Annotated in this window: 20 protein-coding genes; 10 read left to right on the plus strand and 10 right to left on the minus strand. The window is 75.1% G+C overall.

Translation table 11 applies throughout. The annotated features are described in order from the left end of the window. Positions 1-98 precede the first annotated feature (98 nt). Genes HNR61_RS03485 through HNR61_RS03505 form a run of 5 tightly spaced genes read left to right on the plus strand, consistent with a single transcriptional unit; the run spans position 99 to position 6486 of the window. On the plus strand, positions 99-1742 hold the full coding sequence (locus tag HNR61_RS03485) for an AMP-binding protein (RefSeq protein ID WP_182841610.1): 1644 nt from the start codon (positions 99-101) through the stop codon (positions 1740-1742). Then, positions 1743-2849 (plus strand): acyl-CoA dehydrogenase family protein, encoded by a 1107-nt coding sequence (locus HNR61_RS03490; protein ID WP_182841611.1) that lies wholly within the window; start codon positions 1743-1745, stop codon positions 2847-2849. It begins immediately after the preceding gene. A gap of 2 nt (positions 2850-2851) precedes the next feature. Further along, on the plus strand, positions 2852-4024 hold the full coding sequence (locus HNR61_RS03495; protein WP_182842269.1) for an acyl-CoA dehydrogenase family protein: 1173 nt from the start codon (positions 2852-2854) through the stop codon (positions 4022-4024). Between the two features lie 9 nt (positions 4025-4033). Continuing rightward, positions 4034-5323 carry an OB-fold domain-containing protein gene (locus tag HNR61_RS03500; protein WP_312897751.1) on the plus strand — a complete coding sequence of 430 codons (1290 nt, stop codon included), beginning with the start codon at positions 4034-4036 and terminating at the stop codon, positions 5321-5323. Next, a complete protein-coding gene (locus HNR61_RS03505) occupies positions 5320-6486 on the plus strand; it encodes a lipid-transfer protein (protein ID WP_182841612.1) in 1167 nt (388 codons plus the stop codon). The genes HNR61_RS03500 and HNR61_RS03505 overlap by 4 nt, the downstream gene beginning before the upstream one ends. Here HNR61_RS03505 and HNR61_RS03510 read toward each other — a convergent pair. From HNR61_RS03510 to HNR61_RS03520, 3 genes are all read right to left on the minus strand, one after another. Then, on the minus strand, positions 6470-8098 hold the full coding sequence (locus HNR61_RS03510) for an immunity 49 family protein (RefSeq protein WP_182841613.1): 1629 nt from the start codon (positions 8096-8098) through the stop codon (positions 6470-6472). The genes HNR61_RS03505 and HNR61_RS03510 overlap by 17 nt on opposite strands. Positions 8099-8150: 52 nt before the next feature. Then, positions 8151-9779, minus strand: a complete 1629-nt coding sequence (locus tag HNR61_RS03515) for an immunity 49 family protein (RefSeq protein WP_182841614.1) — start codon at positions 9777-9779, stop codon at positions 8151-8153. Positions 9780-9931: 152 nt separating this feature from the next. Continuing rightward, on the minus strand, positions 9932-11149 hold the full coding sequence (locus tag HNR61_RS03520; protein ID WP_182841615.1) for an RNA polymerase sigma factor: 1218 nt from the start codon (positions 11147-11149) through the stop codon (positions 9932-9934). A gap of 230 nt (positions 11150-11379) precedes the next feature. Here HNR61_RS03520 and egtA point away from each other — a divergent pair, with 230 nt between their 5' ends. Genes egtA through egtD form a run of 4 tightly spaced genes read left to right on the plus strand, consistent with a single transcriptional unit; the run spans position 11380 to position 15622 of the window. Then, the gene (gene egtA, locus HNR61_RS03525) at positions 11380-12576 is read left to right on the plus strand and encodes an ergothioneine biosynthesis glutamate--cysteine ligase EgtA (RefSeq protein WP_182841616.1); all 1197 of its coding nucleotides are present in this window, start codon (positions 11380-11382) and stop codon (positions 12574-12576) included. 28 nt (positions 12577-12604) lie between these two features. Next, positions 12605-13927, plus strand: a complete 1323-nt coding sequence (egtB, locus tag HNR61_RS03530; RefSeq protein ID WP_182841617.1) for an ergothioneine biosynthesis protein EgtB — start codon at positions 12605-12607, stop codon at positions 13925-13927. Then, entirely contained in the window at positions 13927-14661 is a 735-nt protein-coding gene (egtC, locus tag HNR61_RS03535; protein ID WP_182841618.1) for an ergothioneine biosynthesis protein EgtC, read from the plus strand. The genes egtB and egtC overlap by 1 nt, the downstream gene beginning before the upstream one ends. Positions 14662-14674: 13 nt before the next feature. Further along, complete coding sequence (gene egtD, locus HNR61_RS03540) at positions 14675-15622, plus strand: L-histidine N(alpha)-methyltransferase (protein ID WP_182841619.1); 948 nt, start codon at positions 14675-14677, stop codon at positions 15620-15622. Positions 15623-15675: 53 nt separating this feature from the next. On the opposite strand, the gene HNR61_RS03545 is transcribed toward egtD, so the two are convergent. The 6 genes from HNR61_RS03545 to HNR61_RS03570 all read right to left on the minus strand — a co-directional run bounded on the left by HNR61_RS03545 (position 15676) and on the right by HNR61_RS03570 (position 20739). Beyond that, the gene (locus HNR61_RS03545; protein ID WP_246441932.1) at positions 15676-16764 is read right to left on the minus strand and encodes a YeiH family protein; all 1089 of its coding nucleotides are present in this window, start codon (positions 16762-16764) and stop codon (positions 15676-15678) included. Further along, a complete protein-coding gene (locus HNR61_RS03550; protein ID WP_312897752.1) occupies positions 16761-17270 on the minus strand; it encodes a cysteine dioxygenase family protein in 510 nt (169 codons plus the stop codon). The genes HNR61_RS03545 and HNR61_RS03550 overlap by 4 nt, the downstream gene beginning before the upstream one ends. Positions 17271-17415: 145 nt before the next feature. Next, positions 17416-18321, minus strand: coding sequence for a LysR family transcriptional regulator (locus HNR61_RS03555; protein ID WP_182841621.1), 906 nt, complete (start codon positions 18319-18321; stop codon positions 17416-17418). A gap of 65 nt (positions 18322-18386) precedes the next feature. Continuing rightward, complete coding sequence (locus tag HNR61_RS03560) at positions 18387-19130, minus strand: SGNH/GDSL hydrolase family protein (RefSeq protein ID WP_182841622.1); 744 nt, start codon at positions 19128-19130, stop codon at positions 18387-18389. A 173-nt stretch (positions 19131-19303) separates the two neighbouring features. Further along, on the minus strand, positions 19304-19834 hold the full coding sequence (locus HNR61_RS03565; protein WP_182842271.1) for a cysteine dioxygenase: 531 nt from the start codon (positions 19832-19834) through the stop codon (positions 19304-19306). Between the two features lie 5 nt (positions 19835-19839). Further along, positions 19840-20739 carry an amidohydrolase family protein gene (locus tag HNR61_RS03570; protein WP_182841623.1) on the minus strand — a complete coding sequence of 300 codons (900 nt, stop codon included), beginning with the start codon at positions 20737-20739 and terminating at the stop codon, positions 19840-19842. A 129-nt stretch (positions 20740-20868) separates the two neighbouring features. Here HNR61_RS03570 and HNR61_RS03575 point away from each other — a divergent pair, with 129 nt between their 5' ends. Beyond that, positions 20869-21867 carry a LacI family DNA-binding transcriptional regulator gene (locus HNR61_RS03575; RefSeq protein WP_182841624.1) on the plus strand — a complete coding sequence of 333 codons (999 nt, stop codon included), beginning with the start codon at positions 20869-20871 and terminating at the stop codon, positions 21865-21867. Here the strand turns inward: HNR61_RS03575 and HNR61_RS03580 are convergent. After that, positions 21864-23339, minus strand: a complete 1476-nt coding sequence (locus HNR61_RS03580; protein WP_182841625.1) for an aromatic amino acid ammonia-lyase — start codon at positions 23337-23339, stop codon at positions 21864-21866. The genes HNR61_RS03575 and HNR61_RS03580 overlap by 4 nt on opposite strands. Between the last annotated feature and the right edge of the window lie 214 nt (positions 23340-23553).

Genomic DNA, 23553 nt, shown 5'->3' on the forward strand with positions numbered 1-23553 from the left:
GTCACCCGCGCTTGGACGAGCAGGGTCGGTCGGCGGCGATCATGACTCTGGACACAGACTAGAATCTGTTCTAGTTTTGCGGCCGGGAGGTGACCGCCGTGACCGTGGCCGCACTGCTGGAGGCACGGGCCGCCGACGCCGCGCCGGGGCTGCGGTGCGCCGACGACGGGCGGGCCTGGAGCTGGCGCGAGGTCGTCGCCGAGTCCGCCGCGCGGGCCGCCTGGATGGACGCCCGGCGCCCGGACGACCGCCCCCTGCACGTCGGCGTCCTGCTCGACAACGTCCCCGACCTGGTCTTCCTCATCTGCGGGGCCGCCCTGTCGGGGAACGTGGTCGTCGCCCTCAACACCAGCCGGGGCCCCGCCGAGCTGGCCGCGGACGCCGAACGCGCCGACTGCGACCTCATCCTCACCCAGGAGCGCCACGCCGGCCTCGCGGCGAAGATCGGCTCTCGGCGCGTCGTGGACATAGCGAGCGGGGAGCACCGGGACGAGCTCGCCGCGCACGAGAACACGCCCCCACCCGACGCCTCCGCCATCACCGGGCAGACCCTGATGATGCTCATCTTCACCTCCGGCACCTCCGGGCGGCCCCGCGCCGTCCGCGTCACCCACCGCAAGGTGGTCGTGCCGGGGGAGAACCTGGGAGCGCGGCTGCTCAAAGCCGATGACGTCGTGTACTGCCCGATGCCGCTGTTCCACTCCGGCGCGCTGATGGCGGCGTTCGCACCGGCGCTGTACGCCGGGGCCGAGCTGGTGATCCGCTCCCGGTTCTCCGCCTCCGGCCTGCTGCCCGACGTCCGCCGGTACGGCTGCACGTACCTGCACTACGTCGGCAAGGCGCTGTCGTACGTCGTCGCCACCCCGCCCGGCGGCGACGACGCCGACAACCCGCTGAAGGTCGCGTTCGGCAACGAGGCCGCGCCGCTGGAGCAGAAGGCGTTCGCCGAACGGTTCGGCTGCCTCGTCATCGACGCCTACGGCTCCACCGAGACCGCCATCCACCTGAGCCCCGACCCGCTCGGCCCGCCCGGCGCGCTCGGCAGGCTCCCCGAGGGCATCGCGATCCTGGACCCCGCCACCGGCCGGGAGTGCCCGCCCGCCCGGTTCGACGCGGCCGGGCGGCTGCTCAACGGCGACGAGGCGATCGGCGAACTCGTCAACACCCGCGACATGGGCGTCTTCGACGGGTACTACAAGGAGGACGCCCCCGACCGGATCCGCGACGGCATGTACTGGAGCGGCGACCTCGCCTACGCCGACGGCGACGGCCACGTCTTCTTCGCCGGGCGCATCTCCGACCGGCTGCGCGTGGACGGCGAGAACTTCGGGGCCGCCCAGGTCGAACGCGCCCTCGCCGGGTTCGCCGACGCGTCCCCCGGCGTCCGGGGGCTGGCCGTCTACGGCGTCCCCGACGCGGCCTCCGGCGACCAGGTGATGGTCGCGTTCGCCGCCGACGGCTTCGACCCCGACGCGTTCGCCGCCTACCTGCGCGACCGCGCCGACCTCGGCCCCAAGTGGCCGCCCCGGTACGTGCGGGTCATGCCCGACCTGCCCGCCACCCCGTCCAACAAGATCCTCAAACGGCCGCTGGCCCGCGAGGGCTGGCGGACCGGCGACCCGGTGTGGTGGCGGCCCGGCCGGGACCTGGCCTACCGGCGGCTGACCCCGCAAGACGCGGCCCGCATCCGCGAGGAGTTCGCGGTGCGCGGCCGACTTCACCTCCTGGAAGGGAGTGGCTGAGTGGACTTCAACCTCGACGAGACCCAGCAGGAGTTGCAGGGGCTCGCCGCCGACCTGCTCAAGCGGGAGGCGGCGCCGGACCGCCTGGAGGCGTTCGAGAGGACCGGCGCGCCGTACGACGCCGCCGTCTGGAAGGCCCTCGCGCAGGCCGGGCTGCTGGGCGTCGTGCTGCCCGAGGAGGTCGGCGGCGCGGGGCTCGGCCCGGTCGAGCTGACGGTGATCCTGCGGCAGGTCGGCGCGCACGTCGCGCCCGTGCCCGCCTACGCCTCGCTCGCGCTGGCGGCGCTGCCGATCGCGCGGCACGGCACCGGGGAGCAGCGCGCCCTGCTGGCCCCGCTCAACGAGGGCGACGCGATCCTGACCGGCGCCTACCGCGAGGTCGGGCCGGGCGGCGACCCGCGCGCCACCGCCCGCCGCGACGGCGACGGGTACGTGCTGGACGCCGTCAAGACGTTCGTGCCGTACGCCGGGCAGGCGTCGCTCATCCTGGTCCCCGCGAGGGTGGAGGGCGAGGGCGTCGGGGTGTTCCTGGTCGAGCAGGTCGCGGCGGAGATCACCCCGCAGCCCTCGGCGACCACCGAGCCGCTGTCGCGGGTGGCGCTCACCGGCGTGCGCGTCGGCGCCGGCGCCCTGCTCGGCGGCGCCGCCGACGGCGCGGCCTGGGACACGCTGCGGCGCTGCGCGGTCGCGGGCGCGGTCGCGCTGGCCTCCGGAGTGATCGAGAGCGCGCTGGACCTCACCGCCGAGTACGTCAGGACGCGCGAGCAGTTCGACCGGCCGCTGGCCCAGTTCCAGGCCGTCACCATGAACGTCGGCGACGTCTACATCGCCAAGCGCGCGCTGGACGTCGCGGTGTGGGCGGGCGCCTGGCGGCTCGCCGAGGGGTGGCCCGACGTCGACGAGACCCTCGCCATCGCCGCGTTCAACGCCGCCGACCCCGTCGTGAGAGCCCTGTACACCTGCCAGCACCTGCACGGCGGCATCGGCCTCGACGTCACCTACCCGCTGCACCGCTACTTCGCCTGGGCCAAGCAGATCGGTCACCTGCTGGGCGGCCCGGAGGACCAACTCGACACCCTCGGCGCACTCGTCGCACAGGAGGCTTGAGCGTGTTCATCGACCTGACCGACGAGCAGAAGAGGCTCCGCGACGAGCTGCGCGGGTACTTCCGGAACTGCCTGACGCCCGAGCAGCGCGAGCAGATCGCGAACGACCCGTTCGGCGAGCACTACATGGCGCACTGCAGGCGCCTCGGCCGCGACGGGATGCTGGGGGTGGCCTGGCCGAAGGAGTACGGCGGGCGCGGCTACGGCCCCATGGAGCAGCAGATCTTCGCCAACGAGATCGCCCGCGCCGAGGTGCCGTACCCGATCATCACGCTGAACTCGGTCGCCCCGACGATCCTCCAGTACGGCACCGACGAGCAGAAGAAGCACTTCCTGCCGAGGATCCTCGCGGGGGAGTGCCACTTCGCGATCGGCTACAGCGAGCCGGGCGCGGGCACCGACCTGGCGTCACTGCGCACCACGGCGGTCCGGGACGGCGACCACTACGTGGTGAACGGCCAGAAGATCTTCACGTCGGGCGCGCACTACGCCGACCACATCTGGCTGGCCGCGCGCACCGACCCCCACGCGAAGAAGCACAAGGGCATCTCCATGCTCGTCGTGGACTGCGCGGACCCGGGCTTCTCGTGGACGCCGATCGTGACGATGGACGGCCGCCACCACACCAACTCGACCTACTACCAGGACGTCCGCGTCCCGGTGGACATGCTGGTCGGCGAGGAGAACAAGGGCTGGGACCTGATCGTCAACCAGCTCAACCACGAACGCGTCACCCTCGGCCCCGCCGGGAACATCGGCCACACCTACGACCGGTTCGAGAAGTGGGCGCGCACCGCCACCGGCCGCGACGGACGGCCGCTGACCGAGGAGCCCGCCGTCCGGCGCGCCGTCGCCCGCGTCTACGCCTACCTGCGCGTCAACGAGTTCCTCAACTGGCAGGTCGCCGCCAACATGGACCTCGGCTGGCTCGGCGCCGCCGACGCCTCCGCCACCAAGATCTACGGCTCGGAGCGGATGCAGGACGTCGGCCGGATCGTCGGTGACACCCTGGCCCGCTTCGGCGACCCCGGCGACCCGGCGACCGCCGAGTTCGTCCGGCGCCTCGACCACGGCGTGAAGGGCGCGGTGGTGCTGACGTTCGGCGGCGGCGTCAACGAGATCCAGCGCGAGCTGATCGCGATGATCGGCCTCGGCCTGCCCCGCGCGCCCCGGTGAGGAGAGCCCGTGCACGACGAACTTCTGGCGCTGGCCGACCGGCTGGCGGCGCGGGGCGAGCAGGACGGCGGCCCCTGCCCCGACGCCGTCAACCCGGCGATGATCCGCAACTGGACGCAGGCGCTCGGCGACCCCCGCGACTGGGAGGACGCCGCGCCGCCCGCGATGATCCAGGTGTGGTCGATGCCGGGCCTGGTGGAGCAGAAGGGCGGCTCGGCCGCCGAGGAGCCGCTCCGCCTGCTCGACGCCCACGGCTACACCGGCGTCGTCGCCACCAACTGCGAGCAGACCTACGACCGGTACGTGAAGGTCGGCGAACGGCTGAGCTCCCGGATGCGGTTCGGCGGCGTGACCGGGCCGAAGAGGACCGCGATGGGCGAGGGCTACTTCGTCACCTGGTACCAGAGCTGGTACGACGAGGCCGGCGAGCGCGTGGCCGAGATGCTGTTCCGGGTGCTGAAGTTCCAGCCGCGCAAGCGCGCGGGCGGGAACGTTCCGAACAAGGGCGGCAGATACCCGCTGCGGCCCGCCGTCGGCCCGGACACGCGGTTCTTCTGGGACGGCGTCGACGCCGGTGAGCTGCGCGTCCAGAAGTGCGGCGCGTGCGGCGCGCTGCGGCACCCGCCGGGCCCGATGTGCCCGAAGTGCCACGCCACCGAGCGCGGGTACGTCGTGGCGAGCGGGCGCGGCGCCGTCCACAGCTACGTCGTCCACCACCACCCGCCCGTCCCCGGGCGCACGCCGCCGTTCGTGGTCGCGGTCGTGGAACTGGAGGAGGGCGTGCGGATCGTCGGGAACGTCATCGGGTGCCCGCCCGAGGACGTGCGCGTCGGGATGCCCGTCCGCCTGACGTTCGAGCGGATGGACGACGAGCTGACGCTTCCGCAGTGGACGCCCGCCTCCGTGCCTGACACCGCCCCCGAGCCCGAGCCCGCCGGGCAGGCCCCGCCCGCCGACCTGGAGATCGAGCTGACGCCGACGTTCGTCATCGCGACGGCCCTGGCGACGCGGGACTTCACGCCCGTCCACCACGACACCGCGCTGGCCCGCGCCCAGGGCACCAGGGACATCTTCGTCAACATCCTCACCACCATGGGCGTGGTGCAGCGCGCCGCGCTCGACGCCGTCCCCGGCGCGACGCTGGAGACGATCGCCGTCCGGCTCGGCGTGCCCGCCTACGCGGGCGACACGCTGCGCCTCCACACCGACCGCGTGGACGGCCGCACGCTGCGGGTGCGCGGCGCGGTGAGCCTCGGCGACCACGTGACCGCCACCGTGACGTTCAGGGAGGACGCGTGACGCTCTCCGGCAGGGCCGCGATCGTCGGGATCGGGGCCACCGAGTTCTCCAAGGAGTCGGGGCGGTCGGAACTCCGGCTGGCCGCCGAGGCGTGCCTGGCCGCGGTCCGCGACGCCGGGCTCACCCCGGCGGACGTGGACGGGCTGGTGACGTTCACCGCCGACGCCAGCTCCGAGATCGCCGTGCAGCGCGAGCTGGGCATCCCGGCGCTGCGGTTCTTCTCCCGCGTCGACTACGGCGGCGGCGCGGCCTGCGGGACCGTCGCGCACGCCGCGATGGCCGTCGCGACCGGGCAGGCCGACGTGGTGGTGTGCTACCGGGCGTTCAACGAGCGTTCCGGGCACCGCTTCGGCCAGGCCAACAAGTCCGGCGGGAGCGGCTCGAACGCGATGGAGTTCTCCTGGCACCTGCCCTACGGGTTCGCGACCCCGGCGGCGTGGGTGGCGATGCAGGCCCGCCGCTACATGCACGAGTACGGCGCGACCAGCGAGGACTTCGGGCGCGTGGCGGTCGCGATGCGCCGCCACGCCGCCACCAACCCGAAGGCGTGGTTCCACGGCCGCCCGATCACGATGGAGGAGCACCAGGCGTCGCGGTGGATCGTGGACCCGCTGCACCTGCTGGACTGCTGCCAGGAGTCCGACGGCGGCGTGGCGCTCGTGGTGACCACCGTCGAGCGCGCCCGCGACCTGCCGCACCCGCCCGCCGTGATCAGCGCGGCGGCGCAGGGCACCGGGCCCGACCAGATGATGATGTTCTCCTACTACGGCGGGGACATCGCCACGCTCCCCGCGATGGGCACGGTCGGGGAGACGCTGTGGCGGCAGTCGGGGCTGACGCCCGCCGACGTGCGGACGGCGGTGCTGTACGACCACTTCACGCCGTTCGTGCTGATCCAGCTTGAGGAGCTGGGCTTCTGCGGGCGCGGCGAGGCGAGGGAGTATGTGAGGGACGGTGGCATCGAGATCGACGGCCGGCTTCCGGTCAACCCGCACGGGGGTCAGCTGGGTGAGGCGTACATCCACGGCATGAACGGCGTCGCCGAGGCGGTCCGCCAGATCCGCGGCACCGCCGCCAACCAGGTCGCGGACGTGGCGAACGTCCTGGTGACGGCGGGCACCGGCGTCCCCACCAGCGGCCTGGTCCTCAGCGGTAGGGGGTGAGGTTGGGGGGCGCGCCGGTCCAGGCGCCCTCCACGATCCGGCGCGGCAGGTAGTCGGTCTCGACCTCGAAGTCCCAGCCCCGGTCGCGGGCCCGGCACACCATCCCGATGATCTCGATCGGGACCAGCGACTCGGGCCTGTCGGGCCGCGCCGCGACCGAGTGGTACTGCCGGTACAGATCCAGGGCCTCGGCCAGCGCCCGGTCGAACCCGGCGCGGTCGCGGCGCAGCAGCCGGTCCAGCATCCGCGCCATCGGCAGGTACAGGCAGTCCCACTCGTCGTGCGGGCCGGGGCCCTGGCCGAGCGCCTGGTCCAGCTCGCGGCGGGCGCTGCGCTTGGCCAGGTGCGCCCGCAGCGCCCGGGTGTACTCGGTGACGTGGTGGCCGCCGTACCCGCCGTCGCCGATCACCTCGTCGGACACCGAGCCGAGCACGGCGATGGCGTCGGGCGAGCGCGTCGCCATCGCCAGCCCGACCGCGCGCACGTAGTTGCGGGCCCCGCCGCCCCCGCCGCGCGGGCCGTCGGCGGGCAGCACGGCGGCGCGGTTGCCGACCGTGACCCGCACGTCGGTGCCCGCCTCGGCCGACAGCAGCGCGAACGCGGCCGTGGACGCCTGCTGCGCCAGCAGCAGGTCGGTCCACTGGCGGATCTCGTTGGCGTCGGGGTCGGCGACCGACCGCAGCGCGAAGGTGTCGACGCGTTCCCGCGCGAACCGCTGGAACTCGTAGGCCAGCCAGCCGGGCCCGCGCGGCTCGAACAGGCGCTCCAGCGAGCCCCGCGCGTCCCGGAAGCGCCGGTCCAGCGTCCGCGCCGCGTAGTCGGTCCCGACGTCGGGACGGCGCACCGGCTCGCCGGGGTCGGCGTTGCGCGGGCCCGCGCCGGTGACCAGCCGGGACGGGCAGTGCACCGAGTCGATCTTCACGGTGACGCCGCGCCGCCGCGCCAGCGCGGCCAGCGCCAGCAGGTCCCAGGGCAGCAGTTCGGCGAGCCGCCCCGCGAACCGCTCGGCGTGCCGGTCGAACTCCTCGCGCAGCGCCGTCGCGCACGCCATCCGGTCGCCCCGCGCCAGGGCGTGCAGCGCCGCCGACTCGACGCCGTCCAGCCGCACCGGCCGCTTCACCCACAGATCGGCCAGCGCCCGCGCGTAGGCGGCCCCGGGCCCGTCCGGCAGCCGCCGGATCGACACGTCCACGAGCCGGGCCAGCGCCCGCTCCTGGCCGCTGACCACGCCCAGCCCGAACGCCGTCAGCCACGACCCGGCGTCGGGCTCGTCGCCCCTCTCCGGGTCGCCGAGCACGATCGTGTACCCGGCGCCGAGGTACTCCACCCACACGTCCACGGTGTCGCCGCGCGCCGACTCCAGCGCCCGCACCCGCGCCGCCGCGACCTCGGCGGCGCTGCGCAGCGCCGCCCAGGAGTCGCGGGCCTCCAGCCGGGGGTCGTCGGTGAGCAGCCGCGCGGCGACATAGGCCAGCAGCATGTCGCGGGTGACCGCGATCCCGCCGGATCCCCCGTTCCCGGCACGCGACACCCACTCGCCGAACTCGTAGGGCATGGCCCGCAGGGCCTTGGCGACGGCGTCGTGGTCGACGGGGGAGTGAGCAGCGCACATGATGGAACGATCGTACAAATGCCGAGGTAGTGCCTGATGTGTATAGACGGTATTAGTCGCCCCGATATGGGGTGAGATCGAGGGGCGTCGCGGCCCACGCGCCCTCGACGACGCGGCGCGGCAGGTAGTCGGACCCGATCCCGACCTCCCAGCCCCGGTCGCGGGCGAGGCAGGCCATCGCGAGCGGGAGTGGCGCCACCAGCGACTCGGGCCTGCCCCTGCGGATCGCGACCGAGTGGTACTGCCGGTGGAGTTCCAGGGCCTCGGCCAGCACCGGGTCGAACGCGGCGCGCTCGCCGCGCACCAGCACGTCCAGCAGCCGGGCCGCCGGGACGAACACGCACTCGGCCTCGTCGTCGAGGACGTTGCGGGGGTCGAGCACCTCCTGGAGCCCCTCGCGGGGGTCGCGCCCGGCCAGGTGCGCGCGCAGGGCCCGCGCGGCGTGGGTGCCGACCGGGTCGTCGCCCAGGACCACCGTGTCGGGCACGGCCCCCAGGGACGCGAGGGCGTCGCCGTCCCGGGTGATCATCGCCAGGGCGGCGGCGTGGACGTAGTTCGCCGCGCCCCGGCCGACCCCCTGGCCGCCGTCGGCGCGCAGCTCGCCGGCCCGGTCGCCGACCGTCACCTCCACGGGGGCGCCCGGCTCGGCCGACAGCAGCCGGAACGCGGCGGCGTACGCCTGCCGCGCCAGCACCAGCTCGATCCACTGGCGGACGTCCTCGGCGTCGGGGTCGGCCAGCGAACGCACCGCGAACGCCTCCAGCCGCTGCTGGGCGAAGTGGACGAACTGCCAGGACGCCATGCTCCGCGACAGCGGCCGGTCGAACAGCTCGTCCAGCTCCTCCCCGGCGTCCCGCTCCCGCTGCGCCAGCACGCGCGCGGCGTAGCGGGCGTGGAAGCCGGGGCGGCGGATCGGGCCGTCCGGCACCCTGACCAGGGGGCCCGCGCCGGTCAGCAGCCGCCGCGGGCAGTGCACCGAGTCGACGTCCACCGCGACGCCGTGCCGGTGGGCCAGGGCCGCCACCGCGAACAGGTCCCAGGGCACCAGCGCGCGCAGCGACCCCTGGAAGTCCGCCTCGTACCGGGCGAACGCCTCGCGCAGCGCCTCCGCGCACGCCCGGTGGTCGCCCTGCGCGAGGGCGTGCGCGGCGGGGTGGTCCACCCCGTCGAGGCCCACCGGCCGGCCCCGGTGGAGGGCGGCCAGCGTCCGCGCGAGCGTGGTCCTCGGGTCGTCGTCCGGCAGCAGCCGCCAGTGGCGTTCGGTGAGCGCGGCGAGCGCCTCGCCGTCGCCCACGGCCAGGGCGAGGGAGAACGCCTGGAGCCACGCCCCGGCGCGGGGCCCGGCGCCGTCGGCCTCGCTGACGCGGAACCGGAAGCCGACCCCCAGGTAGTCCACGGTCACGCGGACGGTGTCGCCCTCCTCGGCCTCCAGCGCCCGGACGTACTGCATCGAGAGCGAGCCCGCCTCGCGCAGCGCCGTCCAGGTGTCGCGCCCCTCCGCCCGGGGGTCGTCGGTGAGCAGGCGGGCGAAGGCGTAGCCGAGCAGGTAGCCCGCGGCCAGGTCGATGCCGCCCGGACCGGCGTTCTCGGCGCGGTCGATCCAGTTCGCGAACTCGTGCGGAACGGCGTCGAGGGCCGCGCGGATCTTCTCGGCGGGGACGGGGGAGTGGTCGGCGCACATGACGCGAGATCGTACAAAGCGCGCCGGGGGCCCGACGCGGGGGTCCGCGCGGCATCGCTTCGCGATCTGACCGGCGGGCCCTCGCCTCCGGCTTCGGACCCGCAGGTCAGGTCACGCGCTCGCGTGCGTGGCCGGGGCCCGCCCCGGGCGCCTCAGCCCGGGTCGGGGGTCGGGTTGCTGGAGGGGGTGGGGGCCGGCGGCTCCTGGGACGGAGGGCTCGACGGGGTGGTCGGCGGGGTCGTGGGCTGCTCGGTCGGCGGCGTGGTCGGCGGGGCGGGCGGGGCCGTCGGGGTCGTCGGCTCGCCCGGGGGCGTGCTCGGCCGGTCCGGCGGGGTCGACGGCCCCTGGGGCTGCGTGCCCGGCACGGACGCGGACCCGGACCCGGAGCCGTCCGGCGGCGGGGGCGGGGCCGGCGCGGGCGGCGGCGCGGCCTCGGTGGACTGCGGCGGCGGGGACGCGGGGATCCCGTCCCCGGTGCGGCCGTTGCCGAGGCGCCGCGTGCTCGTGGTCGGCGACGCGGTGCCGTCGGAGGCGGTCCGGTCGGCGACCGGGGCGGTGCCGCTCCCGCCGGTGCCGGGGGTCACCGAGCTGACGCCGACGCCCTCCTTGGCCGACGGCCAGGAGGCCAGCACGCTCACGGCCGTCGCGACGGAGGCGGCGATCCCGGCGACCGCGCCCAGCCCCCGGGCCAGGCCGCGCCGCGGGCGCTCCCTGGCGGGCCGGCCGCGCGGGGCGGGACCGGCCCCGCCCGCGATGACGACCAGCGGGCTGGGGGAGGTGACGGCCGGCAGCGGGCGGGTGGCGGGGTCGCCGCTCAGCGCCTCGGCGCACGCGGCCAGGACGCGTTCGCGCAGCCAGTCGGGGGCGGTGGCGGGCGCGCGGTCGGCCAGCAGGCGCGGCAGGCGGCCCTTCTCGAACGCGGTGATCAGCTCGGTGGTGCCCCCGCCGCGCATGAGGACGTCGAGCACGGCGCGTTCCAGCCGGTTGCGGGCGACGGTCAGCAGCTGGCGGGTGGTGTCGGGGGCGATGCCGAGCACGTGGGCGATGTCGGGGACCTCCAGCCACTCGCCCGCCTCCAGCAGCAGCGCCTCGCGGTGGTCGGCGCGCAGGGTCCCGGCGGCGTGCAGCAGCGGGTCGGCGGTGCCGAACGGCGGCACCGCCTGCGCGGCGAACGCGCCCCGCCCCGCGCAGGCCTGGCGCGCCAGCGAGTACATCCACAGCACGGCGTCGCCGCGCGGCGGGTGCTGGGTGGCCGCCACGTAGGCGTCGGTGACGGCGCTGGCCGCGGCGGCGTCGCCGAGCAGCGACCAGCAGTAGGCGTGCAGGCGGGCGGCGTGCGCGTCGAACAGGGATCCGGCGTCCCCGCGCAATGTGACCTCCGTGTTGGTCCGGTCGGCTCCGTGGTCCGGTCTCCGGTGGCGTGGACAAAGCGGTGGGAAAGGGGACTCTAGTGCACACCGGGACGGAAGAGAAGTTGGGGTCGGCGCGCGGGTTCCCCCGACGGTTCACCGGAATTTTAGGCAAGTTCGCGAAAAAAGTCGGATTGCTGATCCGGTTCAGCTGGGAAGGCTCGCTCACGTTGTCGAACGAGGGGATCCCCATGGCCCGGATCGGCGTCCAGGACGTCCACCGCTACACACGCGGCGTGTGCTTCAAGAACGGCCCGCCCGGCACGGTCGGCGCGGAGACCGAATGGTTCGTCACCGAGACCGGCGACCCGTCCGCGCCGGTCGCCGGGGAGCGCGTGCGGGCGCTGCTGGCCGAGGCCGGACCGCCCCCGCGCGGCAGCCGGATCACCTACGAGCCCGGCGGGCAGCTGGAGCTCAGCTCCGCGCCGTTCCCGGGCCTCGCGCCGCTGCACCGGGCGCTGACCGAGGACCTGGCGCACGTGCGGGCGGCGCTCGCCCGCGCCGGGCTGTCGCTGGCCGGGCACGGTGTCGACCCGCACCGGCGCCCGCTGTTCCAGGCCGACCACCCGCGCTACCGGGCGATGCGCGAGTACTACCGGGCGGGCGGGTTCGACGAGGCCGGCATGGACATGATGTGCTCCACGGCCTCGGTGCAGGTGTGCCTGGACGTGGGCGCGGACCCGGCGGACGCGGCGCGGCGCTGGCGGCTGGCGCACGCGCTGGGCCCGGTGCTGGTGGCGGCGTTCGCGAACTCGCCGCTGCGCGCCGGGCGCCCCACCGGCCTGCGCTCCACCCGCCAGGCGATCTGGCACGGGCTGGACCCCTGCCGGACGCTGCCGGTGCTGGGCGACGGGTCCGACCCGGCCGCCGAGTGGGCGCGGTACGCGCTGGACGCGCGGGTGATGCTGGTGCGGACCGGGGACGGGGAGTGGCGTTCGGATCCGGGCATGACGTTCGCCGAGTGGATCGCGACCGGCGAACCGGGCCTGGACGACCTGGTCTACCACCTGTCCACGCTGTTCCCGCCGGTCCGGCCGCGCGGCTGGCTGGAGCTGCGGATGATCGACGCGCTGCCCGGCCCGTGGTGGCCGGTGCCGGTGGCCGTCGCCACGGCGCTGCTGGACGACCCCGCCGCCTCCCGGCTCGCCGAGGCCGTGACCGGACCGGTCGCCGGGCGGTGGGCCGAGGCCGCGCGCGACGGGCTCACCGACCCGGAGCTGGCGGCCGCCGCCGCGGCCTGCTTCGCCGCCGCGCTGGAGGCGCTGCCCCGGCTCGGCGCCGGGGCCCTGGCCCCGCTGGTGGACGAGTACGCCCGCCGCTACGTCGACCGGGGCCGTTCCCCCGCCGACGACGTCGTCCCCCCGCAACCCGCGGCCGCCCGGCCCTGACGAGTCACCACCCCCTGGAGAGGAACGCATGGTCGCGTTGAGCGCGCTCGACGAGCACGCCCTGAAGGAACTGATCGCCGACGAGCTCGGGGCCGTCCGGGACCGCAGTCTCGGCCTGACCACCGGGGTCCTGGACGGCGCGGAGCTGACCGCCCAGGTCTCGCCGCTGATGTCCCCGCTGGTGTGGGACCTGGCGCACGTCGGCAACTACGAGGAGCTGTGGCTGCTGCGCGCCGCCGCCGGGATCGACCCGATGCGCCCGGAGATCGACACGCTGTACGACGCGTTCGAGCACCCGCGCGCCGAACGGCCCTCGCTGCCGCTGCTGCCGCCGGAGGAGGCCCGCGCCTACATCTCCACGGTGCGGGCGAAGGTGCTGGACTCGCTCGGCCGGGTGCGGTTCGACCCCCGCGAGCCGCTGACGGCGGGCGGGTTCGTGTACGGGATGGTCGTGCAGCACGAGCACCAGCACGACGAGACGATGCTCGCCACCCACCAGCTCCGCAGGGGCGCGCCCGCGCTGCTCGACCCGCCCGGCGGCGCGGGGGAGCGCCGGGCCCCGGCCGCCGGCGAGGTGCTGGTCGAGGCGGGCCCGTTCGTGATGGGCGCCTCCGACGACCCGTGGGCCTACGACAACGAACGCCCCGGCCACGTCGTGGACCTGCCCGCCTACCACATCGACACCGAACCCGTCACCAACGCCGCCTACCTGGCGTTCATGGAGGACGGCGGCTACGACCGCCCCGACTGGTGGACGCCCGCGGGCTGGGAGTGGCGCGACTCCTCCGGCAAGCGCGCCCCCGCGTTCTGGTCGCGCGAGGGGACCCGGTGGGTGCGGCGGCGCTTCGGGCGGGTGGAGGACGTTCCGCCCGACGAGGCCGTGCAGCACGTGTGCTGGTACGAGGCCGACGCCTACGCCCGCTGGGCGGGCAAGCGCCTGCCCACCGAGGCCGAGTGGGAGAAGGCCGCCGCCTGGGGGCCCGGCGCGGACCGGGCGCGCCGCTACCCGTGGGGCGACGAGTACGCCGAGGGCCGCGCCAACCTGGGGCAGCGCCTGCTGCGGCCGTCCTCCGCCGGGGCGTTCCCGGACGGGGAGTCGGCCTACGGGGTGCGGCGGCTCGTCGGGGACGTGTGGGAGTGGACCGCCACCGACTTCCACGGGTATCCGGGGTTCCGGTCCTTCCCGTACAAGGAGTACTCGGAGGTCTTCTTCGGCCCCGACTATAAAGTGCTGCGCGGCGGGTCGTGGGCGACGCACCCGCTGGCGGCGCGCAACACGTTCCGCAACTGGGACCACCCGATCCGGCGGCAGATCTTCGCCGGGTTCCGCTGCGCCCGGGACGCCGCCTGATGTGCCGCCATCTGGGATACCTCGGGCGGGCGCGGACGCTGGAGTCGCTGGTCTTCGACGGGTCGCACTCGCTGGAGCGCCAGTCCTACGCGCCCCGCATGACCCAGGGGAACCTGCTCAACGCCGACGGGTTCGGCGTCGGCTGGTACCACCGGGGCGAGGCCGTGCGGTTCCGGCGCGCCCAGCCGATCTGGACGGACCGGTCGTTCCGGGAGGTCGCGCGGGCCGTGGAGGCCGCGTGCGCGGTCGCGGCGCTCCGGTCGGCGACCACGCGGTTCCCGGTGGACGAGTCGTGCGCGCAGCCGTTCCGGGCCGGGACCCGGCTGTTCAGCCACAACGGCAGGGTCGAGGACTTCGACGCCGCCGAGGCCAAGCTCCGCGAACTGGCCGGGGACCTGGCGGAGGTCCCCGACGCGCGGGCCCCGGTCGACTCGGCGCTGGTGTTCGCCCTCACCGCCCGGCACTGGCGGGAGGGGGCGCCGCTCGGCGACGGCCTGGCCGAGACCGTGCGGACCGTCACCGCGCTCGCCCCGGGCCGCTACAACCTGCTGGCCGCCGACGGCGCCGCGCTGGCCGCCACGACCTGGGGCGACTCCCTGTTCACCCGCGCCGCCCCGGACGGCCTGTGGATCTCCTCCGAGCCGCTCGACGACGACCCCGCCTGGCGGCGGGTCCCCGACCGCAGCCTCGTCACCGCCGACCCGGCGTCCGGCGTCCGCGTCACCCCCCTGTAAGGAGAGCCTTTCCGTGGATCTGTTCCTGACCGCCGACGACCTCGCCAAGAGCCTCCGCGGCGACGTGCGCGAGGGCCTGACCGCCGCGCCCAAGACGCTGCCGCCCAAGTGGTTCTACGACGAGCGCGGCAGCGGCCTGTTCGAGGAGATCACCGCGCTGGAGGAGTACTACCCCACCCGCCGCGAACGCGAGATCCTCACCGCCCGCGCCCCCGAGATCGCCGGGATCACCGGGGCCCGCACCCTCCTGGAACTGGGCGCGGGCTCGGGCGAGAAGACCCGCCTGCTGCTGGACGCCCTGCGCGGCACGCTGCGGACCTACGTCCCGGTGGACGTCAGCGGCGACTTCCTCGCCGGGTCCGCCGCCGCGCTGGCCGCCGACCACCCCGGCATCACCGTCCACCCCGTCGTCGCCGACTACGAGCAGCACCTGCACCTGCTGCCCGCCGGGGAACGCCGCCTGGTCGCGTTCCTCGGCGGCACCATCGGGAACATGCCGCCCGCCACCCGCGTGGCGTTCCTCGGTGGCCTGCGCGCCACCATGGGCGACGGCGACGCGCTGCTGCTGGGCGCGGACCTGGTGAAGGACACCGCCCGCCTCGTCCGCGCCTACGACGACGCCGCCGGGGTGACCGCGGAGTTCAACCGCAACGTCCTGCACGTGATCAACCGCGAGCTGGACGCCGACTTCGACGTGGCGTCGTTCGAGCACGTCGCGCGCTGGGACGACGCCCACGAGTGGATCGAGATGCGGCTGCGCTCCACCCGCGACCAGACCGTGCGGATCGGGGCGCTGGACCTGACGGTGACGTTCGAGGCGGGCGAGGAGATGCGCACCGAGATCTCCGCGAAGTTCCGCAGGGCCCGCCTGGAGGACGAACTGAGCGCGGCGGGCCTCACCCTGAAACACCTGTGGACCGACGAGGCGGGAGACTTCGCCCTCTGCCTGGCCGTGCCGTAGCCGCGGGGGAGCGCCCCTCGGCTCCGGCGGCCGCCGGAGCCGAGGCGGCGCGCTCAGGCGGTCAGCAGGACGCCCACGTAGGAGACGCCGGCGATCGTGACCCAGGACGCCAGGCCGAGGGCGGCCATCCGGCCGCCGGTCCGCGCCAGCGACGGCAGGTGGACCGACGCGCCGAGCGCGAACAGCGCGGCGGCCAGCAGCAGGCCCTGCAGGGTCGCGGCGAGGGCGACGACCCCCGGCGGGAGCGAGCCGGTGCTGCCCAGCAGGACCATCAGCAGGAACCCGGCCACGAACAGCGGCACCAGCGGCGGGCGGCGGGCGGCGTTCCCCGCGGCGCCCCGGCGCCGTACGCGGGCCGCGAGGACGGCGACCAGCGGCGCCAGGAGCACCACCCGCATCAGCTTGACCAGGACGGCCGCGGCCAGCGCGGCCGGTCCCGCCGTCTGCGCGGCCGCCACCACCTGGCCCACGTCGTGCACGCTCGCGCCGACCCACCGGCCGAACGACACCGCGGTCAGCCCCAGGGGATGGTGCAGGAGCGGCAGCACCGCGATCGCCAGGGTGCCGCACAGCGTCACCACCGCCACCGAGTCGGCGACGTCCTCGTCGTCGCTGCCGGTCACCTGGCTGACCGCCCCGATGGCCGAGGCGCCGCAGATCGAGTAGCCGGTGGCGACCAGCAGCGGCCGGTCCCCGGGCAGGCCGATGCGCCTGCCCAGCCACCAGGTGCTCAGGAAGGTCACCACGACCACGGCCAGCACCATCAGCGCCGTCGCCCCTCCCAGGCCGAGCACCTGCGACAGGCTCAGCTGCAGGCCGAGCAGGACGATCGCCGATCGCATCAGCCGCTTGGCGGCGACGCCCAGCCCCGGCCGGGCCGCTCCCCGCACGACCGGGCGCAGGCCCGGCAGGTGCGCCGCCGCCATTCCCAGCACCACGGCCATCGTGAGCGTCGGGACCGCGGGCACCAGGGCGTGGACGGACTCGGCCAGGGCGACCCCGGCGGCGGCCATGGCCAGACCCGGCGCGCCGCGGCGCATCCCCGTCCCCCAGCCCGCGACCCTTCGGCAGCGCGCGGTGCGCGGGGTCCGGGCGCGGGCCGCGACCGTTCGCGGGGCGGGCAGGTCCGTGGACCCGCTCATGTCCCCTCGGACGGAGCCGGGTAGACCCGGCGGATGCTGGAGCCCAGCGCGGCGACGTCGGCGCCGTAGACGTGGATCGAGATCGCCTTGGCGGCGCCCGCGTTGCGCACCCGGTGGATGTCGCCGGGAGGGGCGAACGCCGAGATCGCGCCGACCGGGTTGAGCACCTCCTCGGTGAGGACCAGGCGCGGGACGGGCCCGTCGGACATCGCCCGGTACCGCTGCTCGCTCTCCTGGCCCTGGTGGACGCCGGCCACGCACCAGGACACGTGGTCGTGGATCGGGGTCTGCTGGCCGGGGAGCCAGACCAGCGCGACGATCGAGAAGGACCCGTCGGGCTCGCGGTGGAGCAGGTGCTGGCGGTACCGGTCGGGGTGGCCCTCGCGGTGAGGGGCGGCGAGCAGGCCGGGCTCCCCCAGGCGGCCCCGCAGCGCCGCGCCGACCAGTTCGGCCGTCGGCTGCGGGGACAGCCGCCGCCTGACGATCTCACGGACCGCCCTGACCACGGAATCGAGAAGGGGAGTGCTTCCGGTGACGGTTCCCGCGGAAGCGGGCGTTGCAGTCATGGCAGCAGCATTGGCTCGTTCTGCCCATAACGTCCAACGACAACTTTTTGGCCGCTCTCAAAGAGCGGCTTATGGAAGGGGCGTCCTAGCAGCCGGTACGCGCCGCCGCGACGCTCCTGAGCTCCTCGACCAGCAGCCTGACCGTCGGGATGCGCTGGTGATCGTCCATCACGTAGGCGTACACCTGCCGGGCCGGGCGCCCCGTCACCATCCGTCCCGTCACCTCGGGGTGGCACAGGAAGGACAGCACCAGCGCCGGCATCAGCGCGATGCCCACCCCGGTCGCCACCAGGCTCTGCACCGCCAGGTTGTCGTCGGTGGAGAACACCACGTCCGGCACGAACCCCTCCTCGGCGCACAGGCGCAGCAGGTTGGCCCGGCACCGCGGGCAACCGGCGATCCACCTCTCGCCGTTCAGGTCGGCGAGCCGGACGAAGTGGTGGCGGGCCAGGGGATGCCCGGTCGGCAGCAGCACCGTCAGCAGGTCCTCGGTCAACGCGATCCGCACCACCTCCGGCGGGTGCTCGGCCTGCATGCCCGCGTAGGTGAAGGCGAGCGCGACGTCGCACTCGCCGCGCCGGAGCCGGTGCAGCGACTCGGGCGGCTCGGCCTCCTGCAACTCGACCCGGACCCCGGGATGGGCGGCCATGAGCCTGGCCACCGTCATCGGCACGATGGTGGCGTTGGCGCTGGGGAACGCGCACAGCCGCACCAGCCCCGACTCCAGCTTGGCCAGCGCGCGCAACTGCCGCTGCGCCGCCATCAGGTCGCCCACGATGACCTCGGCGTGCCGGACCAGCGCCGTCCCCGCCTCGGTCAGCCGGAAACCCCGTCCCACCCGGATGAACAGCGGTGTCCCCACCGCCCGCTCCAGCGCCTTCATCTGCTGGGTGACCGCGGGCTGGGTGTATCCCAGGCTCCGGGCCGCCGCCGAGTACGAGCCCGCGCGCACCACTTCCAGGAAGGTCTTCAGGTGCCGCGACTCAAGCATGATGAATCATAAGCAGAACTTTGGCTCAGGGCCCTTCGCGCTGGGGCTTCCTCATGCCGTGACCTCTAGATCTTGGCGGCGGGGCGGGCCAGGTTCAGCCCGCGCAGCTCACCCGCCAGGCGGGCCGCCAGGTGCCGGTGGCCCGCCACGGTCGGGTGGACGCCGTCGGGGCGGATGAACTCGGTGGCGTTGCCGGTGCCGGTCGCCCGGCTGCCGGTGATCCAGCGGGACGCGATCGGGTCGATGAACGGCACACCCAGTTCGGTGGCCACGGCGCGCAGGGCGTCCCGGTTGGCCAGGGCGGGGGCGGGAGGACGTTCGCTGCCCCAGATCGGGCCGATCAGCACCAGCCGGGTGCCGGGCCAGCGCTGCCGGGCCCGCTCCAGCAGCTCGCGCGCGCCCGCGGCGACCTGCGGCGGCGGGTACCTCCAGTCGTTGTGCCCGCCGGAGACGATCAGCAGGTCGGGGGCGGGCCGCCAGCCGAGCTGGCTCTCGAACAGCAGCGGGAACGGCTGCCCGCGCCCGCCGGTCGCCACGAACCCGGTGCCGCCGCGGCCCCCGATGATCACCTGCCAGCCCAGCAGCCGCGCCGTCGCCGCCGCGTAGGTGTTCTCCGGCAGGCTGCCGCGCTCCCCGACGGTGTAGCTGTCGCCGAGGAACATCACGACCGGGGCCCCCGGCCTCGGCTTGGCGGCGGCCGTCGCGGGCCGCTGGACCTGCCCGGACAGCGCCGAGCAGCCGCCCACCGGCAGGACGCCGAGGCACAGCGCGGCCATCGCCGCGCCGCGGCGCGCGCGGCGAGAAGACATGGGACCACCAAGCGAAGGGGGAGTGAACGTCGCGCCGATTTTACTGATCCACCCCGTCCATGGTGGCCAATGCCGAATGTCGTCCTTCACTGTCGAACACGGGGCGTCCGCGCCGGTCACCGGCCGGACCGCCCGGAACGCGGCCCGGCGCGGCCACCACTGCGACCGACCGGCTACGCGGGCGACTCCAGGGGCCGCAGCTCGTCGGCGTAGCTCACCGACACCCGCCGCATCACCCCGTCGTCATCGATGGAGTACTGCCCGAGCCGCCACAGCGGCGGCGAGTAGGCGTGGATCGACACGCTCGCCTCGGCCGAGCCGACCAGGCGGTGGATGTGGTCGGGGCCGAAGCAGAACGACGCCCCCTCCCCGACCGGCACGCGCACGTGGTCGCCGCCGATGCGCGGGTTGCACTCCTCCAGCTCGCCCGCCACGACCCGGACCGCGCCGGAGGACACGTCGTGGTCGTGCCAGCCGGTGTCGTTCTCCGGCGTCCAGCACAGCAGCCACACGTCCACGTACTCGTCGCGGTACAGGGACGCGTAGTGGCGTTGCCCGGAGGAGAAGACGACGTGCTGCCGCCACAGGCCGGGTTCGCCGGCCAGCGCGTCGACCAGGGCGCGCAGCTCGCGCTTGTCGAGGGCGCGCGCGGGCAGGGCGTCCAGACAGGACACCGCCCCCGGGGGCAGGACGTCGGACGGCATGGTCGTCACGGCTTCAGCTCCTCTCCGTGCAGTAGGCGGTGCGGGTTGGCCACGCGGAACGCGTGGTGGGCGGCCTCGCCGAGCGCGAGGTCGCGGGGGTCGGCGTACGGCCGGTCGGTGCCGTGCGCGACCACGTCGACGCCCAGCGCGCGCACGACGGCGTCGGCGGCGCGCGGGCCGTAGGAGGAGGTCTCGACGAACGCGTTCGGGTCGACCTCGCCGCGTCCGCCGCCGCGCGCGGCCAGGCGTTCGCCGTGCAGCGGGGCGAGCCCGGCGAGCATGGCGAAGCACACCCGCAGCCCCGGGTGCCGCGCCCGCCCGAACGCGCGGAACGCGTACCACGCCGCGTGCATCTGCTGCACGTACGGCACGAGCGCGGGCCACCAGGCGGGGACGCCGGGCGCGGCGGGCGCGGGGCCGGGGTGGAGGAACAGGGGCAGGTCCCGTTCCTCCAGCAGGTGGAGCAGCGGCGCGCAGCGGTCGTAACCGGCGGGGTCGGCCAGAGCGTTGGCGGGGAGCTGCAGCCCGGCGAAGCCCGCGTCCAGGGTCTCGGTGACGGCGCGGGCGTCGATCTCGGCGACGTTCGCGGCGGCCCACGCGCCGAACGGCTCCGGCAGCGCCGCGGCGCCCTCGTGGTAGGCGTCCAGCAGCGGGCGGGCCTCGGTGGAGGGCAGCCACTCGATCCCGAGCGGCGTGGACAGCGACACCAGCGCCCGGTCGAGCCCGTCGGCGCGGGCGAGGGCGGCGCGGCGGGCGGGGTCGTGGTCGGCGGGGTCGACCTCGTAGGGCGGCTCGCCGGTCAGGTGGAGCGTCCAGCCGTCCAGGAACGGGGGTGTCCGGCGCGCCCGCAACGCGGTGACCAGCGGGGGTCCCCACAGGTGCTGGTGCACGTCGATGCCGGGCACGCGCCGCCGCTCCTTTGCTGAACCGGATCAGTTAACCGTTTCAGTGAAGCGGTTCAGTAACCGTTTCGTCAAGACGTGGCCGCCCTTCCCTCCCGGAAACCGTCGGCGCCACCCCGTAGGGTTGGACCCGTGGCGGACAGGAGGAAGCGGGCGACCATCCGGGAGGTGGCGCAGGCGACCGGGCTCTCACCCGCCGCGGTGTCGTACGCGCTGCGCGGCATCCAGACCTCCGAGGAGACCCAGGAGCGGGTCCGCGCCGCCGCGGCCGAGCTCGGCTACGAGGCGCACCCGATCGCCCGCGCCCTGGCCAGCGGGCGCACCGACATGGTGGGGCTGCTGTGCGGCTCGCTGGAGGACTACTGGCAGCAGTCCCTGGCGGTCGGGATCGGCCGGTCGCTGCTGGCGCGGGACCGGTACGCGCTGATGGTGGACGCGGGCGGCGACCCCGAACGCGAGCTGGCGCTGGCCCGCCGCCTGCGCGACCAGCGCGTGGACGGCCTGATCGTGCAGCCCCTCGACCCGTCGGCCGCGCTGTGGTCGGAGCTGGCCGAGACGGTGCCGGTGGTGTCGATCGGCGACGCGCTGCACGGCGGCCAGTCCCACGGCGAGGTCGTCTTCGACAACCGGCGCGGCGTGACGCTCGCGCTGGAGCACCTGCGGGAGCGGGGCCACGACCGGATCGCGGTGTTCACGCCGACGCGGGACAGCACCCCCGACCGGCCCGCCGACGTCCATGTCAACGCCGAGGCCCAGCGGCTCGGCCTGCGCGTGGACGCGGTCGTCGCGCCGCAGTCGCTCGCCGAGGCCACCGCCGTCGCCACCGAGGTGCTGGGCGACCGGGACCGCCCCTCGGCGGTGTTCTGCTTCTCCGACGTGATCGCCTACGGGGTGTACGCGGCGACGCGGACGCTGGCGCTGGACGTCCCCGGCGACGTCGCGGTGTGCGGCTACGACAACCACCCGATGTCGGCGCTGCTCACCCCGCCGCTGACCACCGTGGACTGGGACATCGAGGGCATCGTGCACGCCGCCGTCCGCCTGGTGGTGGACGTCATCGACGGCAAACCCCGCAAACGCCGCGTCGTCCGCGAACCGACCCTCCTGGCCCGCGCCTCCACCGGCGGTTAGGGGAGGGGCGGGGGGAGCAGGCGGGCGATCGCGGGCAGGGCGTCGGCGGCGGTGGCGATGTCGGCGTCCAGGGGGCGGTCCTCCACGCGGTCGTCCAGCACGGCGGCGGCGACGTCGTAGGCGGCCCGCAGCGGCCCGCCCGCCGGGGCGCGGCCCTGCATCCGCAGCGCCCGCACCGCCGCGACCAGCTCGCAGCCCAGCCCGATCCGGGAGGCGGCCAGCGCGTCGGTGGTGGCCCGCGCCGACTGCGTGGAGAACCCCGCGTGCTCCTCCACGCCCCGCGACAGCACCGCGCTGCCCAGCGCCGCCGGGGTCGCCAGCCGCCGCGCGTCCGCCAGCGCCGAGTGCGCCACGTACTCCAGGATCATGATCCCCGACGACGCCTCGGTGGCCGCCTGGAACGGGTACAGCCCCGTGAACGACGGCTCGGTCAGCGTGCCCAGCCGCGCCGCCGACAGTGCCATCGTCTGGAACAGCGCCGCCCGCGCCGCGTCCAGCGCCAGCCCGACGTAGGCGGTGTGGAAGTTTCCGTTGTGCCAGGCGGTGCGGCCCGCGACGTCGATCAGCGGGTTCTCGGCCGCGGCGTTGACCTCGCGGGTGACGACGTTCTCGGCGTACCGCGCCGCCTCCAGCGCCGGGCCGTGGACCTGCGGGAACGCCCGGTAGCCGTACGGGTCCTGGATGCGCGCGGGCGTCGGGTGGTCGAACGCCAGCAGCGTCCGCACCGCCGCCGCGGCCTCGACCTGGCCGGGGTGCGGGCACGCCTCGTGGACGGTCGGCGCGTAGGGCTCCTCCGAGCCGCGCACCGCCAGCAGCGACAGCGCCGTCACCACCGTCGCGGCGTCCAGCAGCGCCCGCAGGTCGGCGACGGCGAGGGCGGCCTCGCCGAGCGTGGCGGCGTTGGAGCTGATGAACGCCAGCGCGTCGGCCGAGCCGAGGCGGAAGCCGGGGCCGCGCGCCACGCCCGCGTCCGGCCCGCCGAGCCAGGCGCGCTCGCCCAGCAGGCACAGCGCGGTCGACGCCAGCGCCGTCAGGTCGCCGGTGCCGATCGCCCCGTAGACCGGGACGGGAGGCAGCAGCCCCAGGTTGAGGGCGTCGGCGAGGGGCTGGAGCACGCCGGGGTCCACGCCCGAGCCGCCGGCGGCGAGCTGGTTGAGGCGCACCGCCAGCATCGCGCGCACGATCTCGGGCGCGACCAGCGGCCCGGCCCCGGCCGCGTGGCTGCGCAGCAGCCGCAGACCGTGCGCGTCGGCGTCCTCCCACTCCACCTCCACCACGCGGTTGGCGCCGACGCCGGTCGTGCGGCCGTAGACGGGACGTTCGGCGGCCACCGCGCGGGCCGTCCGCCACGCGGCGCGGGCCCGCGACACGCCCGCCGGGTCTATGGTGATGATCACGTCCCCGCGGGCCGCGCGGGCGACCAGTGGGCAGGTGAGCGAGGTCCCGTCGATAACGATTCGACTGTTCTGCACGGCCTCACGCTACTTTCCCCAGTATTACGGTGGCTATTCTCGGGATTGTGGACTTGACCCCGCCGTACCGGCGCTTGAGAGTGTCAGATGGCTACGGTTGGGTAAAAGTCGCAACCGATCATCACCCGCACCACCACCCGACACTCGAACCGGAACGACGGCGTTGCGGTGACGCCGCCCCGAGGACGTGACCCGCTTGATCAGCTTTACCGGC

It is taken from the genome of Actinomadura kijaniata (assembly GCF_014138665.1).
In the GTDB taxonomy this organism is placed as follows: domain Bacteria; phylum Actinomycetota; class Actinomycetes; order Streptosporangiales; family Streptosporangiaceae; genus Spirillospora; species Spirillospora kijaniata.